The 23,195-nt window shown below is 37.6% G+C and carries 25 protein-coding genes; 15 read left to right on the top strand and 10 right to left on the bottom strand.

The features are described from left to right. The first annotated feature begins 63 nt into the window (after positions 1 to 63). The 7 genes from N824_RS08080 to N824_RS08050 all read left to right on the top strand — a co-directional run bounded on the left by N824_RS08080 (position 64) and on the right by N824_RS08050 (position 5,562). The gene (locus tag N824_RS08080) at positions 64 to 1,191 is read left to right on the top strand and encodes an NAD(P)/FAD-dependent oxidoreductase (protein WP_048904591.1); all 1,128 of its coding nucleotides are present in this window, start codon (positions 64 to 66) and stop codon (positions 1,189 to 1,191) included. After that, the gene (locus tag N824_RS30085; RefSeq protein ID WP_048904590.1) at positions 1,192 to 1,923 is read left to right on the top strand and encodes a methyltransferase domain-containing protein; all 732 of its coding nucleotides are present in this window, start codon (positions 1,192 to 1,194) and stop codon (positions 1,921 to 1,923) included. A gap of 12 nt (positions 1,924 to 1,935) precedes the next feature. Further along, positions 1,936 to 2,988: a type III polyketide synthase gene (locus N824_RS30080; protein ID WP_048904589.1), complete on the top strand. Its 1,053-nt coding sequence runs from the start codon at positions 1,936 to 1,938 to the stop codon at positions 2,986 to 2,988. A gap of 140 nt (positions 2,989 to 3,128) precedes the next feature. Beyond that, positions 3,129 to 3,575 carry a 3-hydroxyacyl-ACP dehydratase FabZ family protein gene (locus N824_RS08065; RefSeq protein WP_048904588.1) on the top strand — a complete coding sequence of 149 codons (447 nt, stop codon included), beginning with the start codon at positions 3,129 to 3,131 and terminating at the stop codon, positions 3,573 to 3,575. Next, entirely contained in the window at positions 3,568 to 4,842 is a 1,275-nt protein-coding gene (locus tag N824_RS08060) for a beta-ketoacyl synthase (RefSeq protein WP_048904587.1), read from the top strand. The genes N824_RS08065 and N824_RS08060 overlap by 8 nt, the downstream gene beginning before the upstream one ends. Positions 4,843 to 4,846: 4 nt before the next feature. Next, entirely contained in the window at positions 4,847 to 5,101 is a 255-nt protein-coding gene (locus N824_RS08055) for an acyl carrier protein (protein WP_048904586.1), read from the top strand. After that, positions 5,098 to 5,562, top strand: a complete 465-nt coding sequence (locus N824_RS08050) for a 4'-phosphopantetheinyl transferase superfamily protein (protein ID WP_048904585.1) — start codon at positions 5,098 to 5,100, stop codon at positions 5,560 to 5,562. Before N824_RS08055 ends, N824_RS08050 begins: the two co-directional genes overlap by 4 nt. On the opposite strand, the gene N824_RS08045 is transcribed toward N824_RS08050, so the two are convergent. The 3 genes from N824_RS08045 to N824_RS08035 all read right to left on the bottom strand — a co-directional run bounded on the left by N824_RS08045 (position 5,557) and on the right by N824_RS08035 (position 9,188). Next, complete coding sequence (locus N824_RS08045) at positions 5,557 to 6,435, bottom strand: exopolyphosphatase (protein WP_048904584.1); 879 nt, start codon at positions 6,433 to 6,435, stop codon at positions 5,557 to 5,559. The genes N824_RS08050 and N824_RS08045 overlap by 6 nt on opposite strands. Before the next feature lie 4 nt (positions 6,436 to 6,439). Further along, the gene (gene ppk1 / locus N824_RS08040) at positions 6,440 to 8,494 is read right to left on the bottom strand and encodes a polyphosphate kinase 1 (RefSeq protein ID WP_048904583.1); all 2,055 of its coding nucleotides are present in this window, start codon (positions 8,492 to 8,494) and stop codon (positions 6,440 to 6,442) included. Positions 8,495 to 8,594: 100 nt separating this feature from the next. Then, positions 8,595 to 9,188 carry a hypothetical protein gene (locus N824_RS08035; protein ID WP_048904582.1) on the bottom strand — a complete coding sequence of 198 codons (594 nt, stop codon included), beginning with the start codon at positions 9,186 to 9,188 and terminating at the stop codon, positions 8,595 to 8,597. Positions 9,189 to 9,304: 116 nt separating this feature from the next. Between N824_RS08035 and N824_RS08030 the strand changes: the two genes are divergently transcribed. Both N824_RS08030 and N824_RS08025 read left to right on the top strand, forming a co-directional pair. After that, complete coding sequence (locus N824_RS08030) at positions 9,305 to 9,796, top strand: YajQ family cyclic di-GMP-binding protein (protein ID WP_048904581.1); 492 nt, start codon at positions 9,305 to 9,307, stop codon at positions 9,794 to 9,796. Next, the gene (locus tag N824_RS08025) at positions 9,796 to 10,236 is read left to right on the top strand and encodes a GNAT family N-acetyltransferase (protein WP_048904580.1); all 441 of its coding nucleotides are present in this window, start codon (positions 9,796 to 9,798) and stop codon (positions 10,234 to 10,236) included. The genes N824_RS08030 and N824_RS08025 overlap by 1 nt, the downstream gene beginning before the upstream one ends. A gap of 19 nt (positions 10,237 to 10,255) precedes the next feature. Here N824_RS08025 and N824_RS08020 read toward each other — a convergent pair whose 3' ends face one another. Further along, positions 10,256 to 11,566, bottom strand: a complete 1,311-nt coding sequence (locus N824_RS08020) for a hypothetical protein (protein WP_048904579.1) — start codon at positions 11,564 to 11,566, stop codon at positions 10,256 to 10,258. Positions 11,567 to 11,660: 94 nt separating this feature from the next. Between N824_RS08020 and N824_RS08015 the strand changes: the two genes are divergently transcribed. Further along, positions 11,661 to 13,376: an ABC transporter ATP-binding protein gene (locus tag N824_RS08015; protein ID WP_048904578.1), complete on the top strand. Its 1,716-nt coding sequence runs from the start codon at positions 11,661 to 11,663 to the stop codon at positions 13,374 to 13,376. An 8-nt stretch (positions 13,377 to 13,384) separates the two neighbouring features. Here N824_RS08015 and N824_RS08010 read toward each other — a convergent pair whose 3' ends face one another. Continuing rightward, positions 13,385 to 14,287: a mechanosensitive ion channel family protein gene (locus tag N824_RS08010; protein WP_048904577.1), complete on the bottom strand. Its 903-nt coding sequence runs from the start codon at positions 14,285 to 14,287 to the stop codon at positions 13,385 to 13,387. A gap of 110 nt (positions 14,288 to 14,397) precedes the next feature. Between N824_RS08010 and rnr the strand changes: the two genes are divergently transcribed. Next, entirely contained in the window at positions 14,398 to 16,530 is a 2,133-nt protein-coding gene (rnr, locus tag N824_RS08005; RefSeq protein WP_048904576.1) for a ribonuclease R, read from the top strand. An 18-nt stretch (positions 16,531 to 16,548) separates the two neighbouring features. Next, positions 16,549 to 17,517 (top strand): polyprenyl synthetase family protein, encoded by a 969-nt coding sequence (locus N824_RS08000; RefSeq protein WP_048904575.1) that lies wholly within the window; start codon positions 16,549 to 16,551, stop codon positions 17,515 to 17,517. Here the strand turns inward: N824_RS08000 and N824_RS07995 are convergent. Next, on the bottom strand, positions 17,514 to 18,476 hold the full coding sequence (locus N824_RS07995) for a response regulator (protein WP_048904574.1): 963 nt from the start codon (positions 18,474 to 18,476) through the stop codon (positions 17,514 to 17,516). The genes N824_RS08000 and N824_RS07995 overlap by 4 nt on opposite strands. Before the next feature lie 210 nt (positions 18,477 to 18,686). Here N824_RS07995 and N824_RS07990 point away from each other — a divergent pair, with 210 nt between their 5' ends. Further along, positions 18,687 to 19,076 (top strand): helix-turn-helix domain-containing protein, encoded by a 390-nt coding sequence (locus tag N824_RS07990; RefSeq protein WP_048904573.1) that lies wholly within the window; start codon positions 18,687 to 18,689, stop codon positions 19,074 to 19,076. A gap of 70 nt (positions 19,077 to 19,146) precedes the next feature. Here N824_RS07990 and rpmA read toward each other — a convergent pair whose 3' ends face one another. The 4 genes from rpmA to N824_RS07970 all read right to left on the bottom strand — a co-directional run bounded on the left by rpmA (position 19,147) and on the right by N824_RS07970 (position 21,961). Continuing rightward, on the bottom strand, positions 19,147 to 19,566 hold the full coding sequence (gene rpmA / locus N824_RS28915) for a 50S ribosomal protein L27 (protein ID WP_084498232.1): 420 nt from the start codon (positions 19,564 to 19,566) through the stop codon (positions 19,147 to 19,149). A gap of 58 nt (positions 19,567 to 19,624) precedes the next feature. Continuing rightward, positions 19,625 to 19,936, bottom strand: coding sequence for a 50S ribosomal protein L21 (gene rplU / locus N824_RS07980; protein ID WP_048904572.1), 312 nt, complete (start codon positions 19,934 to 19,936; stop codon positions 19,625 to 19,627). An 81-nt stretch (positions 19,937 to 20,017) separates the two neighbouring features. Next, a complete protein-coding gene (locus N824_RS07975) occupies positions 20,018 to 20,446 on the bottom strand; it encodes a hypothetical protein (protein WP_235207026.1) in 429 nt (142 codons plus the stop codon). An 87-nt stretch (positions 20,447 to 20,533) separates the two neighbouring features. Next, entirely contained in the window at positions 20,534 to 21,961 is a 1,428-nt protein-coding gene (locus N824_RS07970) for a dicarboxylate/amino acid:cation symporter (protein ID WP_048904570.1), read from the bottom strand. A 129-nt stretch (positions 21,962 to 22,090) separates the two neighbouring features. Between N824_RS07970 and N824_RS07965 the strand changes: the two genes are divergently transcribed. Both N824_RS07965 and N824_RS07960 read left to right on the top strand, forming a co-directional pair. Next, positions 22,091 to 22,588, top strand: coding sequence for an RNA polymerase sigma factor (locus N824_RS07965; RefSeq protein ID WP_048904569.1), 498 nt, complete (start codon positions 22,091 to 22,093; stop codon positions 22,586 to 22,588). After that, on the top strand, positions 22,575 to 23,174 hold the full coding sequence (locus N824_RS07960) for a hypothetical protein (RefSeq protein WP_048904568.1): 600 nt from the start codon (positions 22,575 to 22,577) through the stop codon (positions 23,172 to 23,174). The genes N824_RS07965 and N824_RS07960 overlap by 14 nt, the downstream gene beginning before the upstream one ends. Positions 23,175 to 23,195: the final 21 nt, after the last annotated feature.

The following is a 23,195-nucleotide window of genomic DNA, read 5'->3' as shown; positions in this document are numbered from 1 at the left end:
GACTTTTAACGAACAATAACGAGTTTTATACTGTTATGTAATCACTAAAGTTGGGTACCTGCTTTGAAACCAGAAAAAAAAGATATAATTATAGTTGGTGGTGGCTTAGCTGGGTTAACCTGTGCAATACATTTGCTAAAGTCAGGATTCGGTGTTACCCTAATAGGAAAAGCCCATTACCCGCAACATAAGGTTTGCGGCGAATACATTTCAAATGAGGTGCTTCCGTATTTGAAGTGGCTTGATGCTGATCCGGCCGGGCTGGATCCAACAGAAATTACCCGATTGTCTATTTCTTCTGCAAGAGGCAAAACAATAAACACAGAATTGCCGCTCGGCGGTTTTGGAATTAGCCGCTTTGCGCTTGATCATTTTCTTTACGAAAATGCGTTGCAAAATGGCTGCATCTTCATAAACGACACTGTAAACACTATTGATTTTAAGGACGATTTGTTTAGCATTAGCACAGCCAAAACTGGTTTACTTAATGCAAAAATTACAATTGGCGCTTTTGGAAAAAGATCATCATTAGATCAAAAAATGGAACGCGGATTTATTCAAAAAAAATCGCCATGGCTTGCGGTAAAAGGACACTATAAGGGTGATTTTCCGGATGATCTGGTTGCACTTCATAATTTTAAAGGAGGTTACTGCGGGGTTTCAAAAGTAGAAAACGATCGTATTAACATCTGTTACCTTACAGATTACCAAAGCTTTAAAGCGTATAAAAACATTACAGATTTTCAAAAACAGGTACTTTATAAAAACCCTCATCTAAGAGAAGTATTTGAAAACTGCACTCCATTGTTTGATCAGCCACTAACCATAAGTCAGATCTCTTTTGAGAAAAAAGAACCTGTTTATAACCATATTGTAATGGTTGGAGATACTGCAGGTTTAATCCATCCTTTGTGTGGAAACGGGATGGCAATGGCCATCCATAGCGCCAAGATTTGTGCGGAATTAACCATTCAATTTTTGAAAGGCAGTATCTCATCAAGGACTCTGTTAGAAGAAAAATATAAAAAAGAATGGAACCTAAATTTCAAAAATAGACTGGCCGTGGGGAACCTCCTGTCGGGGATTATAAGAAAAGAAAAACTGTTTGCTCCATTGTTAAATCTATTGACTAAATTCCCTTCTATTTTGCCCAAAATCATTAAAAAGACTCACGGAAAACCAATAATTTAAATGCTTGTAAACACCAGTCGAAGAAGCGAAGCACCTGAAATAATGGATAATTTCTCTATGGAAGGAGAAATACTAAGGGATGCTTTAGACAAAATTGCAAGTATAAACAGGCTACTGGGCGGGAACAAAGTGACCTTGCAGGGCGTAACAACCTTGATAAAAAACAGTAGGGCATTTAGCAATAATACTTCGAAAGAGATTAGGATTTTAGATGTAGGTTGTGGCAATGGTGATATGCTGAGAGCCCTTGCTAACTATGCTGTTAAAAATAATTTAAAGTTTAAACTAATTGGAATTGATGCCAACAATTATACCATTGGTCATGCGCAGCAGTTATCCGGAAACTACCCAAACATAAGCTACGTATGTGCAGATATTTTCAATAGAATTGAACAACAAAGCACTTACGATGTTATCCTTTGTACATTAACCCTTCACCATTTCAAAGATCCGGAAATACTGACGCTGATGAACGGCTTTAGAAATCAGGCAGAGATGGGTATTGTGGTTAACGATTTACATAGAAGTGCTGTTGCTTATTACCTGTTTTTGGCGATATGCTTTGTTTTCAGGCTCAATAAAATGTCGAAAGATGATGGATTGGTTTCGATACTTAGGGGTTTTAAGAAGGCTGACCTGCAATCCTATTCCAGGGAACTGGATTTTAAAAAATATACGGTAAAATGGAAATGGGCATTTCGATATCAATGGATAATTCCAACTTCCAATTAACAAAAACCATTTATGAGCGTAAAGATCAAAACCATTGCTAAGCTGCTGCCCCAATACTCAAGAAAAACTGAAGAGATTATACCTTTTTTAGATTTATGGTTAAGCGGACAGGATGAACGTTTCATTAGAAAAGTAAAAAAGATATTTGAAAACGCAGGGGTTGATCAGCGCTATTCGATCATGTCGCCCGAAGAGGTATTTAGCGTTCTGACTTTTGAAGAAAGGAACAATATTTATGTAAGAGAGGGTGTAAATCTTGCTACCAAATGCTTAAAAAATGCTTTAGAAAAAGCGACATGGCTGCCTGAAAATCTGGATTATATAATTACAGTGAGCTGCACGGGCATTATGATTCCTTCGTTAGATGCATACCTCATCAATACCTTAAATCTGAAACAAGATATAGTTCGCTTACCGGTTACAGAAATGGGTTGCGCGGCTGGTGTTTCGGGTATGATATACGCCAATAATTTTCTGAAAGCCAATCCTGGGAAACGGGCTGCTGTTGTGGCATACGAATCGCCCACAGCTACATTCCAGGTAAACGATTTTTCCATGGCCAACATTGTTAGTGCTGCAATTTTTGGGGATGGTGTGGCTTGTACATTACTTTCGTCTCATCAGGATGATGAGGGCCCGGAAATTGTGGCCGATGAAATGTATCACTTTTACAATGCAGAAGAGATGATGGGATTTAAATTGGTAAACAGCGGTTTGCAAATGGTTTTGGATGTTGCAGTGCCGGATAAGATAGAAAGCCATTTCCCTGATATTATTCATCCGTTTTTAGCGAAACACAATTTAACAATAGATGACATTGATCATCTGATCTTTCATCCAGGAGGAAAAAAAATTGTACAGCTTGTTGATGACTTATTTGGTAAATTAGGTAAGAATATAGAAGATACTAAAGCGGTTTTAAGGTTATTTGGAAATATGTCGAGCGCCACGGTTATGTATGTTTTAGAACGCTTTATGGAGGGAGAGCAAAAGGCCGGAGATTTGGGACTGATGTTAAGTTTTGGCCCCGGGTTTTCAGCGCAAAGAATATTGTTGAAATGGTAGTGACCTTACCGCATACTGAATTTATTTCAGCATCCCGAAAGAGAAAGTCAATCTCCACAGATGTGGAATGCTGAAATAAATTCAGCATGACGATCGATTTCAACTAGTTTTACACTCATATTAATAAAGAATAGCTTAACATGAATAAAGAAGAAATTTTAGCCCACTTGCCTTACTCCAAACCGTTTTTATTTGTAGATGAAATACTTCATATCGATGAAAACGGATCAAGCGGAACTTTCACATTTGATAAAGATCTCGACTTTTACAAAGGTCATTTTAAGGATCACCCGGTTACACCAGGTGTAATTTTAACTGAAACAATGGCCCAAATTGGATTGGTTTGTTTGGGCATATACCTTACAGGAAGTGCTGAAGGTGGAGTACCGGGACATGTAATGCTAACATCTACTGCTATTGATTTTATGAAACCGGTATTCCCGGGAGAAAAAGTAAAGGTTGTTGCTGAAAAAGTATATTTCCGCTTCAAAAAACTAAACTGTACTGTACAAATGCTAAATGAGCAGCATGAAGTGGTATGCAAAGGTACAATAGCCGGAATGGTAACCAATAAAATGAATGGATAACAGAGTTGTTGTAACAGGATTAGGTGTTATTGCCCCAAATGGAGTTGGCTTAACTGCATTTACGGATGCCATAAAAAACGGCACTTCGGGTATTAAGCACGATTCTCAGTTAGAACAACTGCAGTTTTCTTGTCAGATAGCTGGTAAACCTGAACTGTCTGATGATTTTATTGCACAATATTTTACAGCCTTAGAATTAAGAAATTTTAACAGTACAGGCATCCTATATGGCGTTATTGCCGGTATGGATGCTTGGAAAGATGCAGGTTTAACCATTACTGAAGGTGATGAACCTGATTGGGACAGTGGAACAATATTTGGAACCGGCACTTCGGGCATTGATAAGTTCAGAGAGTCTATCTATAAAGTTGACGATCTGCAGCTTAGGAAACTTGGCAGCACCGTGGTGGTGCAAACCATGGCAAGCGGAATCAGCGCTTATCTGGGTGGCAAGCTCGGATTTGGAAATCAGACAACCACCAACTCATCGGCCTGCATTACGGGCACAGAAAGCATTTTAATGGCCTATGAACGAATTAAAACCGGGCAGGCAACAAAGATGCTCGCTGGCAGCACAAGTGACAGCGGACCTTATATATGGGCCGGATTTGATGCAATGAAAGTTTGCACTTACAAACACAACCCATCTCCTGAACAAGGATCGAGACCAATGAGTGCCAGTGCAAGTGGCTTTGTACCCGGAAGCGGGGCGGGAGCTATGGTTTTGGAATCACTGGATAGCGCCCTTAAACGGGGAGCAACAATTTATGGGGAAATACTAGGAGGCCATATCAATTCTGGTGGACAAAGGGGCACCGGAACAATGACAGCTCCAAATAGTATTGCTGTTCAGCGCTGCATAAAAGGAGCCTTACAAAATGCAGGCATTAAAGCCAGCCAAGTGGACGCCATTAACGGGCACCTTACGGCAACCTCTAAAGACGCTACAGAAATCCAGAACTGGAGTATTGCTTTGAATAGAAAAGGGTCAGATTTTCCTTATATCAACTCTTTAAAATCTACTATCGGCCATTGCCTAAGTGCCGCCGGAAGCATCGAATGTATAGCCTCAATCTTACAATTGCATCATGACTTTATATTTCCGAATATCAATTGTGAAGATCTAAATCCGGAGATTAACGAAATGATAGATTTCAATAGAATTCCGCAACAATTATTGAACACAAATGTTAATATTGTGGCTAAAGCAAGCTTTGGATTTGGCGATGTAAATGCTTGTATTATCTTAAAAAAATACGCTAAATAAATATATGGACAGAGCAGAATTAATAGCAAGGCTTACGCCTATTATTGCTACCTATGCGCAAGATAAAGATGCTGTAGCCTCAATAAACGAAAACACTGATTTCATTAAAGATCTGAAGATCAATTCTGCAAACCTTGTTGACGTAGTTTTAGATGTTGAAGAGGAATTTGATATCGAGATTGACAACGTATCGATGGAACGAATGCTGAATGTTAGCGCTGCAATGGAAATCATTGAAGATAAACTGAAATCAAAATGATAGGCAACGACATAGTAGATCTTGTACAGGCAGCAATAGATAGTAACTGGAAACGGAAGGGTTATCTGGATAAGATCTTTAACACCGAAGAGCAATTTATGATCACCTCTGGTATTCATCCTTCTATGATCATATGGTTGCTATGGAGTATGAAAGAATCGGCCTATAAAATATATTCAAGGGAGGCTAAACTCCGCGAGTTTGCCCCGCTTAAACTTCAATGCAGCAACCTGATCATTCATAACGATACTGCTACCGGAAATGTCTCTTACGAAAATGAACTATACCATACCGCAAGCTTTTTTGATGAAAATTACATTCATACCATAGCCTCAACAAAACTGGAAGAACTGGAAAAGGTTGAAATAAAAATAACCGACCGTGCACTGTTTGATTATAAAAAGACCAAACCGGCATCAGTAAGTCACCATGGCGCTTACCTTGCCTTAGTTTATCTATAAATTCTCTTCAATCAACAGGTTAATTATCCCATCTACCAATCCAACTTTAGGTACATAGATCTGTTTAATACCTGTCCACTTCATTAAAGTAATGTAGATTTCGCAGGCCGGAATAATTACGTCTGCCCTATCCGGATTAAGGCCAAATACGCTAATCCTTTCTTTTAATGAATGCCCGTTCAATTGATTGTACAACCCTTTTAATTTCAGGAATGATAGAGGCATCCCGTCCTTTTCGTCCGACATTCTGAACAGCTTATTGATGTTTCCGCCCGTTCCAATGCCTGCTACATTTTTAAGGTTTTTAGTATTTTCCTTCACCCAAAGTCGCATATCTTCCCAGGTCTCATCCTTGTCCTGGTTGTCGAGGATTCTAATGGTACCTATATCGAAGGATTTAGAAGCTACTGGCTCTTTGTTCACAAAAACCGAAAGCTCTGTACTACCTCCGCCTACGTCTATATACAGATAGCTCTTTTTAGCATCCAGGTTTTCTTCAATATGGTTAGCGTAAATGATATTTGCTTCTCGCTGTCCTTCAATAATTTCCAGATCAAGATCGGCAACTTCTTTAATTCTTTTTATCACCTCAGCTCCGTTCTCCGCTTCGCGCATTGCAGATGTAGCACAAGCCAGGTATTCTGAAACGTGATAAACATCCATCAGATTTTTAAAGGCACTCATTGTTTTAACAAGGTCTTCAACTTTACGATCTGATAACCTATGATCTAGAAACGCATCATCTCCTAGCCTTAATGGCACCCTTACCAGGGTGTTCTTTTTATAACTATAGCCCTTTTCTGTTTTTGAGATATCAGCTATCAGTAACCTTACAGCATTTGACCCTATATCTATTGCAGCGTATCTTAACATTGCTCTATTGGTGTTTATTTTTTAAGTAATTATAGGTTTGCACCTGCGCCCTAACTTTTGTTGTGAGTCTGTTTTTATGGTATTTGTTGTTGTTTAAGCGAGTAATATCCCGGGCCTTCACATTATCTTGTAATTGAAACTCAATGATATCTCTTATTTCCTGTCGCACTTCTTCATCTAAAACCGGAAAGCCCACTTCTACCCTATGTTCAAAGTTCCTGCTCATCAGATCTGCAGATGAAAGAAACATTTCTTCTTTATTATTATTACCAAATATGAATACCCTGGCATGCTCCAGAAATTTGTCAATGATGCTAATAACTGTGATGTTTTCGCTAAAGCCTTCTATGCCGGGAACAAGCGTGCAGATGCCGCGAACGATGAGTTTAACAATTACGCCTGCATTACTTGCTTCATAAAGTTTCTCCACTATCCCTTCGTCTGCAAGGCTATTAACCTTAAAAATCAAATAGGCTGTTTTACCTTGCTTCGCAAACCTAATTTCTCTATCTATCAAACCATAGATTTTGGTTCTGGATTCGAGTGGCGAAACAATCAGATGCTTAAATCCTTTTATGACCATCCTTTTGTTCAAGGCATTAAAGAGCTTAAGCAAGTCTTGTGTAATTTCTTTTTTAGCAGTAAAAATACTGTGGTCGCAATAGAGTTTAGCTGTTTTCTCGTTAAAATTACCGGTAGCAAGATTGGCATAATAAACTGCTCTCCCCTTCTCCATTCTTTTCACCAAACAGATTTTTGAGTGTACTTTATAATCCGTTAGGCCGTAATTAACATGTACACCTTCTTCTTCTAATTTGCTTGTCCAGAATATGTTTGCCTGCTCATCAAACCTGGCTTTTAATTCTACCAGACAGTGAACCTTTTTACCATTTTTTGCTGCATTTATCAGGGCATTTACAACCCTTGAGTTTTCTGCCAGTCGGTAAAGGGTAATATTGATTTCTGTTACCTTAGGATCAATTGCGGCCTCACGTAAAAACAAAATGATATAATCGTATGACTGATAAGGTAAATTGATCAGATAATCCCGTTCACTTAGCTTATTAAAAATACTTTCAGTACGGTGTAAACCCGCTACTTTCAACGGTGCATTTTTTGCATACTCCAGGTCTTTAGAACCAACATTTGGAAAGGCAATAAAATCTCCGAATTTATGATATCTGTTTCCTGGGATTAAACTTTCAGCCTCTATCTTAAGTTTAGAAATCAAAACGGTAAGCATCTCAAACGGCATTTCGGTATCGTAAAGAAGACGCATTGGCTTACCCTTTTTACGCTTATCGAGACTGGTTTTCAAGTCTTCAACAAATTTATCATTGATATTTTTATCTATATCCAGCTCCGCATCTCTGGTGAGCTGAATCGAATATGCATCTATCACATCGTAGTTAAAAACATAGAAGATATCGTCTAAACAATACTTAATTATATCCTCTGCAAGGATAATAAATTTAAGTCCGTTCGTTTCAGGCAGTACAAGGAACCTTGGCAAGTCCGGAGGCAGTTCTATTAGTGCATACTTCTCACTTTTCTTGGATGTCTTTTTTGAAAGCCGAACAAAGAAATATAAGTATCGATCTTTAAGTTCTGGAAAGGGCTTCTCCAGATCAATCATAATAGGAACAAGAGTAGAAAGTATTCTGTCCCTGAAATGGTTGCGAACAAATTCTCCACGCGAAACGTTAAGTTGCGTTTCGTTTAAAATAAAGATCCTGTTCTGTGCTAGCTCATTAATTAGTGTTGCCTGAAAAAGCTGTTCAAACTTGCGTTCCTGTTTTACAACAATATTCTTTATCTCGTTTAAAATCTTCTTAGGGTTAAAGCCCAATAACGCTTTGGCTTTATCATTTAGGTTAGATAACCTGCTCAATGTGGCTACCCTTACTCGATAAAACTCTTCAAGGTTTGACGAGAAGATAGATAAAAACTTTATCCGTTCTATGAGCGGTACGGTTTCATCGGCAGCTTCCTGTAAAACCCGTTCGTTAAAATATAACCAACTGATCTCTCTGTTTAGAAACGGCGCCTTTTTTTTCATTAAATATTATTGGTCCTCAAAACTGCAAATTCTATTGTTAAGTAATTGTTAATTATTACTCAATTAATAGGTTTAAACTTAACTCTTAATCTTACCTGCCCTATTTAGTCTTTTGGGGCGGTGTTTTTGGCGCGGCTGGCTTTGTGGCTTTCTTAACAGGAGCCTTACTTGCAGGTTTTGCAGGCGCCGCCATAGTTACTGGTTTAGCCACAGCTTTAACAACGGCTTTAACTACAGGTTTTGGCGCTGTTTTTTCGGCTACTTTGGTAGCTGTATTTTGTACTGATTTCGAAATTGCTTTAGCTGCCTTCTCTTCTGTTGCAATTGCGGCCACCTTAACACTTTGTGCTACCGGTTTAGCTTTTGCAACCGCTTTCTGAACTACCTTTTTGGCATTTTTAGCTCCTTTTATTGTACTTTTCTTCACCTCTTCAACCTTTTTAGCTACGGGTGCCTTTGATGAGGTTGCTTCGTCAATTTTATTTTCTACAACTGACTTTACCTCTTTAAATTTCTTCGATAATTTTTTGGCAACAAACTTACTGGCAATCTCAATATCCTTACCTATCCTTTCCGCATCATGTCCCAGATGTTGTACAACTTCCAGAAACTTCTCTCTCAAACTTTTCTCTAATTCTTTTTTAACCGCCTTTTTTGAGTCTTTTTTTTGCACCTTTGAGTTATTGGTTTTCATATGTTATAAGTTTTAGTGTAACAGCTTATGAATGGTTCATAATAATTTCGCTTTTTTGTACAGAGAAATCAATATTTACTTAAATCTAATATATTTTTTACTATAAAGCTATAATCATGCCCACTTTCGATATTGTAAGCAAAGTAGATGCTCAAACATTTGATAATGCAATGAATAACGCAAAAAAGGAAATCCTTAACCGTTATGATTTCAGCACTTCAAAAAGTACCATTGACCACGATAAAAAAACCAATGTAATTACCATAGTTACGGAGGATGATATGCGCTTAAAAGCTATTGAAGATGCTATTATTTCCAGAATGGTAAAGCAGAATCTTGATGCAAAGAGCCTGGATTTTGGTAAAGAACAATATGCATCAGGCAACATGATCCGTAAAGAAATTACGGTTAAAGAAGGCATAGATAAAGAGACAGCAAAGAAAATAGTTGCAAAAATAAAAGCAAGTGGACTAAAAGTACAGGCATCTATGATGGATGATCAGGTTCGTGTGCAAAGCAAAAGCATTGATGACCTGCAAGCTGTGATTTCACTTTGCCGAAAAGAAGATTTCGGGCAACCTTTGCAATTCATTAACATGAGGAACTAATGGAAATTGAAGATCATGGTTTTATCTTTTCAGATGATAAGAATAAAATAGATCCTGTTGCTATTCATCACTATCTGAGTACCCAATCTTACTGGGCAGAGAATATTCCGTTAGACACTGTTAAAAGATCCATAGATAACTCATTGTGCTTTGGAATTTACAAAGACACCAAACAAATTGGTTTTGCCAGATGGATAACGGACAAGGCTACTTTTGCATACCTTGCTGATGTATATGTTGAAGAAATATACAGAGGGCAAGGCTTATCAAAAAAGCTGATGTCGCTAATGCTTTTCCATAAAGATCTGCAGGGATTAAGAAGATATATGCTGGCCACCCAGGATGCCCATGGCTTATATGCCCAATTTGGTTTTAAACCAATTGAACATCCTGACAGGTTAATGGGAATAGCAATTAAGAATCCTTATAAAGACTTGTAATGTTTTGTAAAAACAGTTTTTAAACTGTTTTTACATCATCATCGCTATAATCCTGAATATCTGTAATATATCCATTTAAGATCAGAAAATCGAACAAGGGTTTGGCATCTGGAGTTACCGGCATATTTGCCGAAGTAACCACTTCATTTGTTTTCTTATCAAGGAAAGGATAAGCGAAAAGCTTTACGTTTTTGCTAAACATATCGCTCACATAACTCAACAACAGGCTGCTGTAATCTTCGCCAAAGTTATTTGAGTTAAATACAAATTTCAGGTTATTGATATTGGTAGATATACCTACACTTTTTGGCCTGCAGCGATCCAGATATTTAGCCAGTTTATTGTGTCTGGAAAAGTTGGATACTATTACCTTATTTCCGGTTTTACACATCTCTTCTGCCCTTTTTGCAACGGCCCTCAAATCTACTTCATGCAGGTCATCTCCGGTCGACAATAAGTTAGACATCAACACCTCTATAAGCACACTGAGGTTGTCTTCCTGTACATTTTCTGTTTTCACAAACTGATCAACAGCCTTGTTGAGCATGCTAAAATTTGGATGAGATTTTTGCGCATATTTTGTACGCAGAATCATGATATCTTTTTTATACAGCAAATCTTTAGGCAAGCAAGGCTGACCTTGAGAATCAAAAATAGCTGCATCAGAGAAGTCCTTAACGATCAGATAAAGGTTTAACAAAATATTATCTGCACCTTTAAATACTGGCCCGTTTACAGAAATAAGATCTATTTCAACTGATCCAACAGTTAAATTATCTGCCAGTGATTCAATCATTGCCCTGCGGTCCTGATTGTAATAAAATGCTGCATAAACAAGGTTGACACCAATTATCCCCAATACATTTTGTTGTAAAGCGGCATCCGTATCAAGCAAACGAACATGGAAAAATATTTCGTTGGGTTCTCCCCCCGGCTCTGATTGAAAGCGAAGTCCGATCCAACCATGCGGGTCATTAGATTTATTGTAGTTAAGTGTAGTTACTGTATCTGCAAAAGCGAAAAAAGTCCTGTCATCATACTTCTCGCCACTCAGTCTTTCAGTTAATAAACCAAACTCGTGGTTTAACATTTTCAATAGTCTGGATTTGCTCACATATCTGCCAGATTCTTCAACACCATAAATTGCATCACTAAATGTCATGTCGTACGCCGACATTGTTTTTGCAACCGTACCCGATGCGGCACCTGCGGTAAAGAAATTACGAGCCACTTCCTGTCCAGCACCTATCTCTGCAAATGTTCCGTAAATTTTAGGGTTTAAGTTAATCTTTAAAGCTTTACGCTTAGTATCAAGGATTTCTCTTTCCATTTTGCAAAAATAGCACAATCAGATGGATTTAGACGATAAAATCCCTATATTGATGCCAATTATTTTCATATAGAAAATCTGTTCCGTTAAATCGATGCTGAACGTTAAAAACCTCGACATACAATTCTTAAACAAAGAGGACAAATCCTGGCTTAAAGCAGTTAACAATGTGAGTTTCTCCATTGATAAGGGCAAGGTACTTGGTATTGTTGGAGAGTCCGGATCAGGAAAATCTGTAACTTCTTTCTCTATTATGAGGCTTCATGATCCGCAAAGCACAATGATCGGCGGTGAAGTGGAATTTGATAACATCGATCTGCTAAATTTAACACCCGAAGAAATCAGAGGATATAGAGGCAATAAAATTGCCATGATTTTTCAGGAGCCCATGACTTCTTTAAATCCGGTGTTTACTTGCGGTGCACAGGTTGAAGAAGCGATTGTACTACATCAAAAGCTTGATAAGTATACGGCAAAAAATAAAACCATAGCCCTTTTTAAGGAAGTTCAGCTTCCCCGTCCTGAACACATATTTGACAGTTACCCTCACCAACTTTCTGGAGGACAAAAGCAAAGGGTGATGATTGCAATGGCGCTTAGCTGCAATCCGGAACTTTTAATAGCAGACGAGCCTACAACAGCACTTGACGTAACGGTTCAAAAAACGATCCTGGAGTTATTACTAAAACTTAAACAGGAACGTGATATGGCCATGATATTCATATCTCATGACCTTGCCGTAATTAGCGAAATTGCAGATGAAGTTGCCGTTATGTATAGGGGAGAAATTGTTGAACAAGGTTCAGCAGATCAGATTTTTCATCATCCACAACATCCGTACACTAAAGGTTTGCTTGCCTGCAGACCTGCACCAAATAGGTTACTAAAAAAATTACCCGTTGTGGCCGACTTTTTAAATGAAGACTCGGATCAGGCCATTGCACATCTGATGGCACAAAATAGTTATACTGATTCTGAAATCGAACAGCGAAGAGCTCATCTTTATAGCCAAAGACCGCTATTAGAGATTAAGGACTTGTGTACCTGGTATCCCATAAGGAATGGCTTGTTTGGCAAAACCACTGATTACGTAAAGGCGGTTGACCATATTAACTTCGATGTTTTTCCTGGTGAAACGCTTGGGCTTGTAGGTGAATCGGGATGTGGAAAAACCACCTTAGGCCGTAGTATTTTAAGACTAGTTGAGCCTACCTCAGGACAGATCATTTTTGATGGCAACAACATCACCTCCCTTAACAGACGAGATCTGCGCGGGATGAGAAAAGATGTACAAATAATTTTTCAGGATCCATACTCCTCTTTAAATCCGAGGCTTACCATTGGCAATGCCTTAATGGAACCATTACAGGTACATCAGGTATTTGATAATGACGCCAAACGAAAAGCTCATGTATTAAATTTACTTGAACGTGTGGATCTAAAAGCCGAGCATTTCAACAGGTATCCACATGAGTTTTCGGGTGGTCAGCGCCAACGTATTGTAATTGCCAGGGCACTTGCCTTACAACCTCGATTTATTATTTGCGATGAATCGGTATCTGCACTGGATGTTTCTGTACAGGCCCAGGTATTGAATCTGTTGCGTCAGTTGCAACAGGAATTCGGACTTACCTACATTTTTATCTCTCACGATCTTGCCGTTGTAAAACACATTTCTGATCGAATGATTGTGATGAATAAAGGAAAAATTGAGGAACAAGGATATCCTGAAGACATTTATAACAATCCGCAAGCTGAGTATACACGCAAATTAATAGCAGCCATTCCAGGTGCAAAATCTTTAATTTGATTGTTTAATTAGAGGGTTGCAGGCGTTGTTTGTTTATCGGTTTTCAGAACGGCCGACAATCTTATCAATGCAGTATTTATTGCCCTCCTGATCTCCCTTTCTTTGACCTTATCGTATCTTTTCAATAAGATCATTGCCTTAAAGATAACAACGTCTTTATTGATGGCTATGGTTTTAACAGTAAGGCCTCCCGGCATCACATTGTCGGCATAATTTTCAATAACCTTATTTAATTGGTTTTCTATAAATTCAGGGGTATAACCATTAGTTAGCGACATATCAAATTCGATGCTTAGCTTTTTGGTATTTTGCTTAGACTGGTTTACAATAACAGAGCTAAAAGCAAGTGAATTGGGAATTATCACCATATCGCTATCTTCGTTTTGCAAGATCATATTGATTAGTGTGATGTCTAATATCTTACCCTCATGATCGCCTATTTTGATGTGATCTCCTAATGAAAGTCTATCGGAAAACATGATAATTAAACCATTGATCATATTGGCAACATAGTCTTTGAACGTAACGGCTAAGGCTGCCGCAACAATGGAAATGCTAAATACCAAATCCTGTAATTTTACATCCCAGAATGAGGTTAATGCCAGCATAAAAAACACAGTGTTTAATATCGACTCAATCCGGTTAATACCCAGAATGAAATTATCCTTAATGTTGCTCTTAAATTTATGTTTTTTGATGTACCAGTAAATAACCACCCATCTGATGATAGAAATTGCCAGACTTGGCCCTAGAAAGATCATAAAGCCACTTGTGATTCTTGCTAACCGTGGATACTCAACATAAATTTGCGGCTTGTTGACGTAAAAATAAACCAACAGCGAATAAATCAATGCCTTTATCAGGATCATCAGCAATTCCTTTCCGGTTTTTCTTTCTCTGTCTTCTATCATTTTATACTATAAATAAGAATAAGTTTGACATTACTCTGCCTAAGCAAAGGTACAAAATACAACAATCTATCGCTTCAAATTGTTACCTTCGGGTGATTCATATTTTTATTATGGCAAAAAAGAAAACATCGCACTTAGAACTTGTTTTAATACAATTGATTAGTGATGTATTGGAAAAAAACAGTAATGAAGCTCTGAACTACAAACAGGTTTCAGCTAAATTAAATATAACAGATCCAGAAGCAAGAGAAACAATTCTTGAGGTACTCAAAGAACAATCAAGAAAGGGTGTTTTTTTAGAACCAGAAAAGGGCAAATTCCGCTTAAAGGATTTGAAAACTTTCGTTATCGGTAAAGTAGACATGACCGCTGATGGTTCTGCATTTGTAGTTCCCGAAGATGAATTTGAAAAAGACATTTTTGTATCGGCACGCAAACTTCATAATGCACTAAATGGCGATACCGTAAAGGTTTACATCTACGCCAAAAAAAGTGGTCGTAAAAATGAAGGCGAAGTAGTTGAGATCATTACCCGCGCAAAAACTGATTTCATTGGAGTGATAAAGATCTCTGATCGCTTTGCTTTTGTAAATATCGATGACCGTAAAATGCTGCATGATATATTTGTCCCTTTAAGCGACCTAAACGGCGCTAAAAACGGACAAAAAGTACAGGTAAGCATTACTGATTGGCCAGAAGGGGCTAAGAACCCAATTGGAAGAATAACGACTATACTTGGCGAGCAGGGTGAGAATAATACTGAAATGAATGCCATTCTAGCTCAATTTGGATTTCCCTTGGTATTTCCTCCTGAGGTTGAAAAAGAAGCTAATGCCATACCTGAAGAAATTACTGTTGCCGACTTAAAAGGGCGCAAGGATTTTAGGGAAACAGTTACATTTACCATTGACCCGGCTGATGCCAAAGACTTTGACGATGCCATATCTTTTAAAACATTACCAAACGGAAATTTTGAGATAGGTGTACACATCGCTGATGTGTCTCACTATGTTATCCCTAATAGTCATCTCGATAAAGAAGCTTATTCAAGAGCCACCTCAGTTTACCTGGTAGATCGCGTGATTCCTATGCTTCCCGAACGTTTAAGCAATGGTGTATGTTCATTACGCCCAAATGAGGACAAGCTGTGCTTTGCAGCGGTGTTTGAACTTGATGATAAAGCAAATATCATTACGGAATGGTTTGGTCGTACGGTTATCCATTCGAACAGACGCTTTAGTTATGAAGAGGCTCAGGAAGTTATTGAAAATAAAGAAGGTGATTACGCTGATGAAATCCTGAAACTCAATGAGCTGGCCTATATACTTCGCGACAGGAAATTTAAAAATGGCGCTATCAGTTTTGAAAGTACTGAGGTTAAATTTAAACTTGACGAAACAGGTAAACCAATTGGCGTGTATGTTAAAGAACGTAAAGATGCCCATAAGCTTATAGAAGACTTTATGCTGCTTGCCAACAAAAAAGTAGCTGAGTTCATCGCCAAAAAAGGAAAAGGAAAGCAGAAATATACTTTTGTGTATCGTTCTCACGACTCCCCTAACCTCGAAAACCTGGGTAATTTCGCGCTTTTTGCAGCCCGTTTTGGTTATAAGATAAATATGAAATCGGATAAGGAGATTGCAAAATCTCTGAACTACCTGATGGAAGATGTTGAGGGAAAAAAGGAACAGAATGTATTAACACAACTTGCCATCCGCTCTATGGCGAAAGCTGTTTATACCACAAAAAAGACAAGTCATTACGGATTGGCTTTTGACCACTATACCCATTTCACCTCCCCTATCAGACGATATCCGGATGTTATGGTACACAGACTTCTGGCTGCTTATTTAAACAATGAAAAGTCTGCAAATGAAGAAGAATATGAAATAGCATCTTCTCATTCTTCAACAATGGAAAAACGTGCGGCCGATGCAGAGCGTGCTTCTATTAAATATAAGCAGGCCGAATATCTTGAAGAAAACATAGGAAATACTTTCCTTGGCATTATATCCGGAGTTACGGAATGGGGAATGTATGTTGAGATCATTGAAAACAAGTGCGAGGGCATGATAAGACTTCGTGATATATCTGATGATTTCTATGTGCTCGATGAAAAAAACTACTGTATTGTGGGGCAACGTAAAAAGAAAAAGTACCAATTGGGCGACGAGGTAAAGGTAAAAGTAAAGAAAGTAGATCTGGCTAAACGTCAAATAGATTTCATTTTAGTACAGGATTAGATAACAACAATAAAAAGAATGCATTCTCCTTCAGAATTATTAAAGCACGTAGAGCAAGCAATAAGCAAAATCCAATACCCAACATATCCTGGTAACCTATATGAGCCCATAAGCTATATTATGAGCTTAGGTGGCAAAAGAGTAAGACCTACTATGCTATTAATGTCAGTAGATTTATTTAGTGGCGATATTTTTAAGGCTTTGCCCGCGGCAATGGCAATTGAAACATTCCATAACTTTACACTTATTCACGATGACATTATGGACAATGCTCCTCTTAGAAGAGGGAAGCAAACCGTACATGAAAAGTGGGGAACAAACACTGCTATACTAAGTGGTGATGTGATGATGGTTGAAGCAAACAAACACATTACAAATGTGGATGTAAGCATTTTAAAGCCTGCTCTTGATACTTTTAATACTACCGCACAGGGTGTTTGTGAGGGTCAGCAACTCGATATGGAGTTTGAAAACCGTAGCGACGTAAGCATTCCCGAATACATAGATATGATACGCCTTAAAACAGCTGTTTTATTAGGTGGTGCAATGAAACTGGGCGCGATTGTTGCAAAAGCAAAACCAGAAGAGGCCGAGCTTATTTATGTGTTTGGAGAAAATCTGGGTATTGCTTTTCAATTGCAAGACGATATTCTGGATGTGTTTGGCGATCCGGAGAAATTTGGAAAACAAATAGCCGGCGACATTATAGCAAACAAAAAAACTTTTCTACTGCTAAAATTACAGGAATTGGTAAGCAAAGAGGATCACGCTAAACTTACCGATCAATTTACCAACAAGAACACGGAAGATAAAATCAAACATATTACCGATTTATATCACCGCTATAAGATTAGAGAGTTGGCCACTCAGGAAATGAAAAGTTATCTTGACAAAGCATTTACGGCCTTAAACAAGATTACGATAGCTGAATCAAGAAAATCTGAAATTATTAAATTAGCTGAGGAGCTAATGAGCAGAGAACATTAATGATCAAATATTGATCTTACCTTTTCGTCGGTAAGTGGCTTAGCAATGAAAGCTTTTACAAAGGGAAATGATTTTGCAATTGTTCTATCTATTGGATCAACTGATGATGAGATAATAACAACATCAATAGAAATCTCATTTTCGTCTAACATCTTCAGAAATCTGAGACCATTAATATTAGGCATATTTAAATCCAATAGAATAAGATCGGGATTATTCTGCTTGATGTAATCAAGTGCATTTCCAGGATTATTGAACAAAACGACCTGCTTTTCTCTATGCTGATTTCTTATCAAAGCCTGATGCACTTTAATGGTCATTAGGTCATCATCAACAAGTACCACATGTTTTTTCTCCGGTTCTAAGGCATCATTTTCTGACAGATATTCAGTTCCGGGCCTGCTAAGGGAAATACAAAGTTCCCTAATTACACTATCCAGCTTTTTTGCCTGATGATTAACATCGCTTAGTAACCGATTTATTTTTGAAATATCATAACCTCCCAATCGGCTATAGTTTGTAACGTTAAACAGGCTCGATACGTTAGCAGTAAGGGAGCGTAGTTGATGAGAAGTAAGGTGAGAATAATCATTAAGTTTCCTTAAATGATCCAGGCGCTCGTGATTCTTTATAATGGTGCAAACAACGCTTTCAATCTTATCTTTCATTAAAGGAGTAAACACGATCTGAAAGGATGAGTCTATCCCCTCATAGGCTGAAGGAATTCTTACCTCTATACTGAAACATTTATTGTTAAAACATTTTTCAAGTAGTTTTAGGAATTTATATTTATAAATTTGCGTAATTATTTCCTCAACATTGTCCCCAATTTTAGGTGAGCCAGTAATAAATTCCCGTAAATTATTTTCAGGAACGATTTTGAAAAATAATAATTCAAATTTTCTATCAATCAGAAAAAATGAACAAGATGAATGCTCCCACACACTACTAATCAGCATTGTTAATCTTATCTAAACTATTATATTGCCCAGGTCTCATTTTTTTAACGGATTTTTTAATTATTTCATAAGCCTTGGCTTAATACTCGGAACGTCTATGGTGCAATTCTACCTTAATAATTAGCCCAATTTTTTTATGGTTTAGAATTTGCAACCTGGCAATAGGTTGCAGCTCTGACCATATACAAATCAACACAATATAAATCAGTTATGCAAGAAATACTGTCAAAAGTAAGCATCGGAGAAAGGATTAAAAACTTGCGATTGGAGCACAATTTATCACAAGCGGCCATCGCTAACATACTAAATATATCCAGAAGTAATTATTCCCAAATAGAATTAGGAAACCAGTTCCCTTCTTTTGATACACTGCACTTAATCGCCAGATATTATAGCAAGAGTTATGAATGGATTTTACATGGTAAGGAACAAGATTCTGATGGTCAGCAATCAGTTAACAAGACTCAGTCTCTAATCAATAATCTCGAAAAATCTTTGGCAGGCATTAAAAAGGCAATAGAGAACTTTGAGCAGGAGCTCATTGAAATTAAAATCGACAAGTTCAAAGGCAACCAATCGAATAGACATACAGAAAGATGAACAAAAATATTACTACAAAAAAAGGGTTTCAACATATGCTGAAACCCTTTTTTGTAAAGTAAATAACTTACTATTCTGCAGATTCTGCTTTAGTTTCTGCTTCAGCTTTAACAGCTTTTTTTGCAGGTGCTTTTTTTGCAGGTGCTTTTTCAGCAGCAACTTCCTTTGCAGGAGCAGCAGCTTTCTTAGCAGGTGCTTTTTTAACAACAGGTGCTTTTTCTACAACTTCTTTAGCTACTGTAGGTAATACAGAAACGTATGATTTGTTATCTTGTTTCTTTTTGAAGATTACAGTACCATCAACCAAAGCGAATAAAGTATGGTCTTTACCAATACCTACTCCTTTATCTGGATGATGTTTTGTACCACGCTGACGTACTAAAATGTTTCCAGCGATAGCTTCCTGACCACCAAATATTTTGATACCTAAACGTTTGCTATGCGACTCGCGTCCGTTTCTCGAACTACCGGCTCCTTTTTTATGTGCCATCTTGTTTTATATTTTATTAATTACCTGATTAACCTGGTAATCTTTGTTTAACAACTAATTATAAACTGATACCAGAAATCTGGATTTTGGTGAAATACTGACGGTGACCGTTTTTCTTTTTGTAACCTTTTCTACGTTTCTTTTTGAACACGATTACTTTATCGCCTTTTAAATGAGACACGATTTTAGCTGAAACTGAAGCGCCTTTCAATGTAGGTGCTCCTACAGAGATTTTACCACCATCTTCAACCAACAATACATTGTCAAATTCAATACTAGCGCCTTCATCTCCTTGTAAACGGTGTACAAAAAGGTGCTGGTCTTTTGCAACTTTGAATTGCTGTCCTGCTATATTTACTATTGCGTACATTGTTAAATATTTATTATTTTAAATTGTTTATTTTTATCGAGGTGCAAATATAGAATTAATTTTTCTAAATCCACAACAGAATTACTTTTTATTCCCGTAACGTTCTTCAGCGTCATTTATGCTTTGTCCGATAAGCTTTTGCATTTGAGCTGCAACATCTCTTAGCTTAGGTATTTCGTTGTAATCAGTCAAATAGATCACTTTCTTTGATTTTGTTTTGTAGTTAAACTGGATCTCATAACGCAGTATCTTAGGCGAATTTAGATCCGATCCGTTATTTGCGATTACACTTGGAAAATTCCACAAACCTAATTCATTCGCCTTACTGTGTAAATAGATCATGTCATTTTTTCTAAGCTTTACATGGGTCTTAACCAGCGAGTCTTTATCATCAAGGTATTGATAATCGCCGGTAGCAGAATTATAACTATTAGCAAGAGTTTTCCCTACCCCCCACTTGTATTCAAATGAAACAAAGTCTGCTGACCTGAAAGGTGCATTCTTTATCATTGGGGTATAATATACTATGCAATAAATCAAGAACGGCACTACAATACTTAGCGCTAAAAAAATCTTTTTCCCTTTGTTAGTCATAAATTATGCTTCTATTGGTGCCTCATAGTCAGGATTATATTCACCCTCCCATTTTGCGATTACAACTGTTGCTAAACAGTTTCCTATTACGTTTAATGATGTTCTTCCCATATCCATCAATTCATCAACTCCTAAAATTGCAGCAATAATAAAGGTTGGAAGACCAAACTGATCTGCGGTAGCTATCAATATAATTAGAGATGCCCTTGGTATTGCAGCCACCCCTTTACTGGTAATCATAAGCGTAAAAACAATCAATAACTGATCGCCAAACGACAGATGCATTCCCGCAGCCTGAGCCACAAAAATAGCCGCTAATGAGAGATATAATGTTGTTCCATCTAAATTAAAACTATAACCGGTTGGAATTACAAATGATACAATTTTGCGGGGAACCCCAAATTTTTCCATTGCACTCATTGCTTTAGGCAATGCCGCATCAGAACTGGTTGTTGCAAAAGCAATGGATACCGGTTCTTTTATCGCGCTAATAAACTTCCTAATAGGCAACTTGATGTATAAAGCCACCGGCAGCAATACTATGAGGATAAAAGCCAACAATGCCACGTATAGGGTTGCCACCAGCATGAACAAATGCTTTAGGATGTCTACCCCCATATGCCCGACGGTGTAAGCCATAGCTGCTCCTACTCCAATTGGAGCAAAGTACATGATCACATTTGTGAACTTGAACATGGTTTCAGATAAGCTTTCACAAAAATCAACCATAGGCTTCCTTTTCTTTTCGTCTACCATCGCCAGACCAATTCCGAAGATCACTGAAAAGATCACAATCTGTAAAATCTGGGCATCATAGATAGATTTTGCAATATTCTCAGGGAAAACGTTTCTAAAAAAGGCAAGGGTTTTATACAACCAATGTATGCTATGTGGTAAACTTTGCAGAATGCTCTCATCAGTCAAATCCTTCACCGGTTTTGGCAATTCATTATGAGGCATATTTTCAATATTAACCCCTACTCCTGCTTGAGAAATATTTATTGCCGCCAATCCAATAAATAATGCCATTGTGGTAGCGCAATAGAAGTACAGCATAGATTTCCAGGCCATTCTACCTACTTGTTTCAAATCAGAATGACCAGCAATACCATAAACCAGGGTTGCAAATAATATTGGACCAACTATAGTTTTTACCAGCTTAATAAAACCTTTGCTTAGTGGCTGCAATGCTATAGCTACATGTGGATAATCTATCCCAATAAAAACTCCTAAAATCATACAAACCAATATCCAGGTAGTTAGATTCTTTTTAATAAGGGCATAAACAAACAATTCCGCTGCAAGAATCCAACGCACGGCCATCATCAGATTATCTGGAATGGCAACAACATCAAAATCTTTCAAAACTCCGAGCAAAGTTGCAATTGTAATAAATATCAATGTAATCAGCCCGATGCGGTTTTGTTTCATAAATTAGTTTTTAGTGGCAACAAAAGTAATTAATTGTGGTAAGCCCGCAAACATTTATTATTTTTGATACCGCAACCGCTTGTAACAATTAAAGATTACAACGATCAAACTACCATCAGCCGTTAATTAATGGAACAAAAGGATCAGCTATTTAAACAAATTTTCGACACAAATTCCAAGAAAATCTTCCATTTATGTTATGGCTATACTGGCGACGAAGACTCGGCAAACGATCTTCTTCAGGAAACATTTTTAAAAGTTTGGCAGAATCTGGATAAGTTCCGAAATAAATCTTTGATCTCGACATGGATCTACCGTATCGCAGTCAATACTTGCCTAACCTATTTAAGGTCGGAAAAAAGGCAGGCAAAAGATGAGCTAACAGACAATATTATCGAAAACAGGCCAGAGGAATTGTCAGAAAAAAACGAACAGGTTGCACTACTTTATAAGTCAATATCAAAACTAGAAGAAAACGATCGCCTCATAATTACAATGGTACTCGATGAACTACCCTACAATGAAATAGCCGATATATCTGGCATCAGTGAAGGGAATCTGAGAGTAAAAATTCATCGCATTAAACAAAAACTTACAGAACTATACAATCAACATGCAAGAATTTGATCATATACAATCGCTTTGGCAATCACATTCAGTTGAGGTAAAAATCTCTTCTGATGAAATGCTTTCGCAGGCAAAAAAAGAAGTATCAGGCATCAAAACAAGATCTCTACTGAACATCGCCGGAATGTTGATTTCTTTTGCATCCCTTGTTGCACTTTTGATATTTTATCCATTCACATCATGGACAACACCTGCTGGATTAGGCATCATTATTATAGCTATAGCTGTATCTACCTTTATTCTATATAAGGATTACAAAATAATATCGAGGAATGACTTTACGCAGCATCCTAATGAGTTTTTATCACAACTAAAGATCTACCAGTTAAATAAGTTCTCCATATACAACAAGCTATATTGGTTTTATGCCGCAGCAATATGCCTTGGCTTTGTCCTTTATTTCTACGAAATGCTCGACAATCTGGAATTATGGTTTCAGATCGGGATAACTTCCTTCTCTGTTTTCTGGATGGCATTATGTGCAACCTTTTTGCGCAAAGCTTATTTAAAAAGAGAGAAAGAGCGCTTAGATCTTTTAATAGAGAAGTTTGAACGCATCAGCAGCCAGTTCAAAGAGCAGCCATAAAAAAAGTCATCCTACCTATTG

The sequence above is a fragment of the Pedobacter sp. V48 genome, assembly GCF_000523515.1.
Taxonomy (GTDB): Bacteria; Bacteroidota; Bacteroidia; order Sphingobacteriales; family Sphingobacteriaceae; genus Pedobacter.
This window is presented reverse-complemented; position numbering and strand designations above follow the sequence as displayed.

Bases quoted from the DNA above. Each gene is read 5' to 3' on its own strand.
- N824_RS07965 (WP_048904569.1), top strand. From the start codon at position 22,091: ATGGAACAAAAGGATCAGCTATTTAAACAAATTTTCGACACAAATTCC.
- N824_RS08060 (WP_048904587.1), top strand. From the start codon at position 3,568: ATGGATAACAGAGTTGTTGTAACAGGATTAGGTGTTATTGCCCCAAAT.
- N824_RS08025 (WP_048904580.1), top strand. From the start codon at position 9,796: ATGGAAATTGAAGATCATGGTTTTATCTTTTCAGATGATAAGAATAAA.
- N824_RS08020 (WP_048904579.1), bottom strand. From the start codon at position 11,566: ATGGAAAGAGAAATCCTTGATACTAAGCGTAAAGCTTTAAAGATTAAC.
- rnr (WP_048904576.1), top strand. From the start codon at position 14,398: ATGGCAAAAAAGAAAACATCGCACTTAGAACTTGTTTTAATACAATTG.
- N824_RS08045 (WP_048904584.1), bottom strand. From the start codon at position 6,435: ATGTTAAGATACGCTGCAATAGATATAGGGTCAAATGCTGTAAGGTTA.
- N824_RS08035 (WP_048904582.1), bottom strand. From the start codon at position 9,188: ATGAAAACCAATAACTCAAAGGTGCAAAAAAAAGACTCAAAAAAGGCG.
- N824_RS08015 (WP_048904578.1), top strand. From the start codon at position 11,661: ATGCTGAACGTTAAAAACCTCGACATACAATTCTTAAACAAAGAGGAC.
- N824_RS08050 (WP_048904585.1), top strand. From the start codon at position 5,098: ATGATAGGCAACGACATAGTAGATCTTGTACAGGCAGCAATAGATAGT.
- rpmA (WP_084498232.1), bottom strand. From the start codon at position 19,566: ATGGCACATAAAAAAGGAGCCGGTAGTTCGAGAAACGGACGCGAGTCG.
- N824_RS07970 (WP_048904570.1), bottom strand. From the start codon at position 21,961: ATGAAACAAAACCGCATCGGGCTGATTACATTGATATTTATTACAATT.
- N824_RS08065 (WP_048904588.1), top strand. From the start codon at position 3,129: ATGAATAAAGAAGAAATTTTAGCCCACTTGCCTTACTCCAAACCGTTT.
- rplU (WP_048904572.1), bottom strand. From the start codon at position 19,936: ATGTACGCAATAGTAAATATAGCAGGACAGCAATTCAAAGTTGCAAAA.
- N824_RS07990 (WP_048904573.1), top strand. From the start codon at position 18,687: ATGCAAGAAATACTGTCAAAAGTAAGCATCGGAGAAAGGATTAAAAAC.
- N824_RS30080 (WP_048904589.1), top strand. From the start codon at position 1,936: ATGAGCGTAAAGATCAAAACCATTGCTAAGCTGCTGCCCCAATACTCA.
- N824_RS08055 (WP_048904586.1), top strand. From the start codon at position 4,847: ATGGACAGAGCAGAATTAATAGCAAGGCTTACGCCTATTATTGCTACC.
- N824_RS08030 (WP_048904581.1), top strand. From the start codon at position 9,305: ATGCCCACTTTCGATATTGTAAGCAAAGTAGATGCTCAAACATTTGAT.
- N824_RS30085 (WP_048904590.1), top strand. From the start codon at position 1,192: ATGCTTGTAAACACCAGTCGAAGAAGCGAAGCACCTGAAATAATGGAT.
- N824_RS08000 (WP_048904575.1), top strand. From the start codon at position 16,549: ATGCATTCTCCTTCAGAATTATTAAAGCACGTAGAGCAAGCAATAAGC.
- N824_RS07975 (WP_235207026.1), bottom strand. From the start codon at position 20,446: ATGATAAAGAATGCACCTTTCAGGTCAGCAGACTTTGTTTCATTTGAA.
- N824_RS08010 (WP_048904577.1), bottom strand. From the start codon at position 14,287: ATGATAGAAGACAGAGAAAGAAAAACCGGAAAGGAATTGCTGATGATC.
- N824_RS07960 (WP_048904568.1), top strand. From the start codon at position 22,575: ATGCAAGAATTTGATCATATACAATCGCTTTGGCAATCACATTCAGTT.
- N824_RS07995 (WP_048904574.1), bottom strand. From the start codon at position 18,476: ATGCTGATTAGTAGTGTGTGGGAGCATTCATCTTGTTCATTTTTTCTG.
- ppk1 (WP_048904583.1), bottom strand. From the start codon at position 8,494: ATGAAAAAAAAGGCGCCGTTTCTAAACAGAGAGATCAGTTGGTTATAT.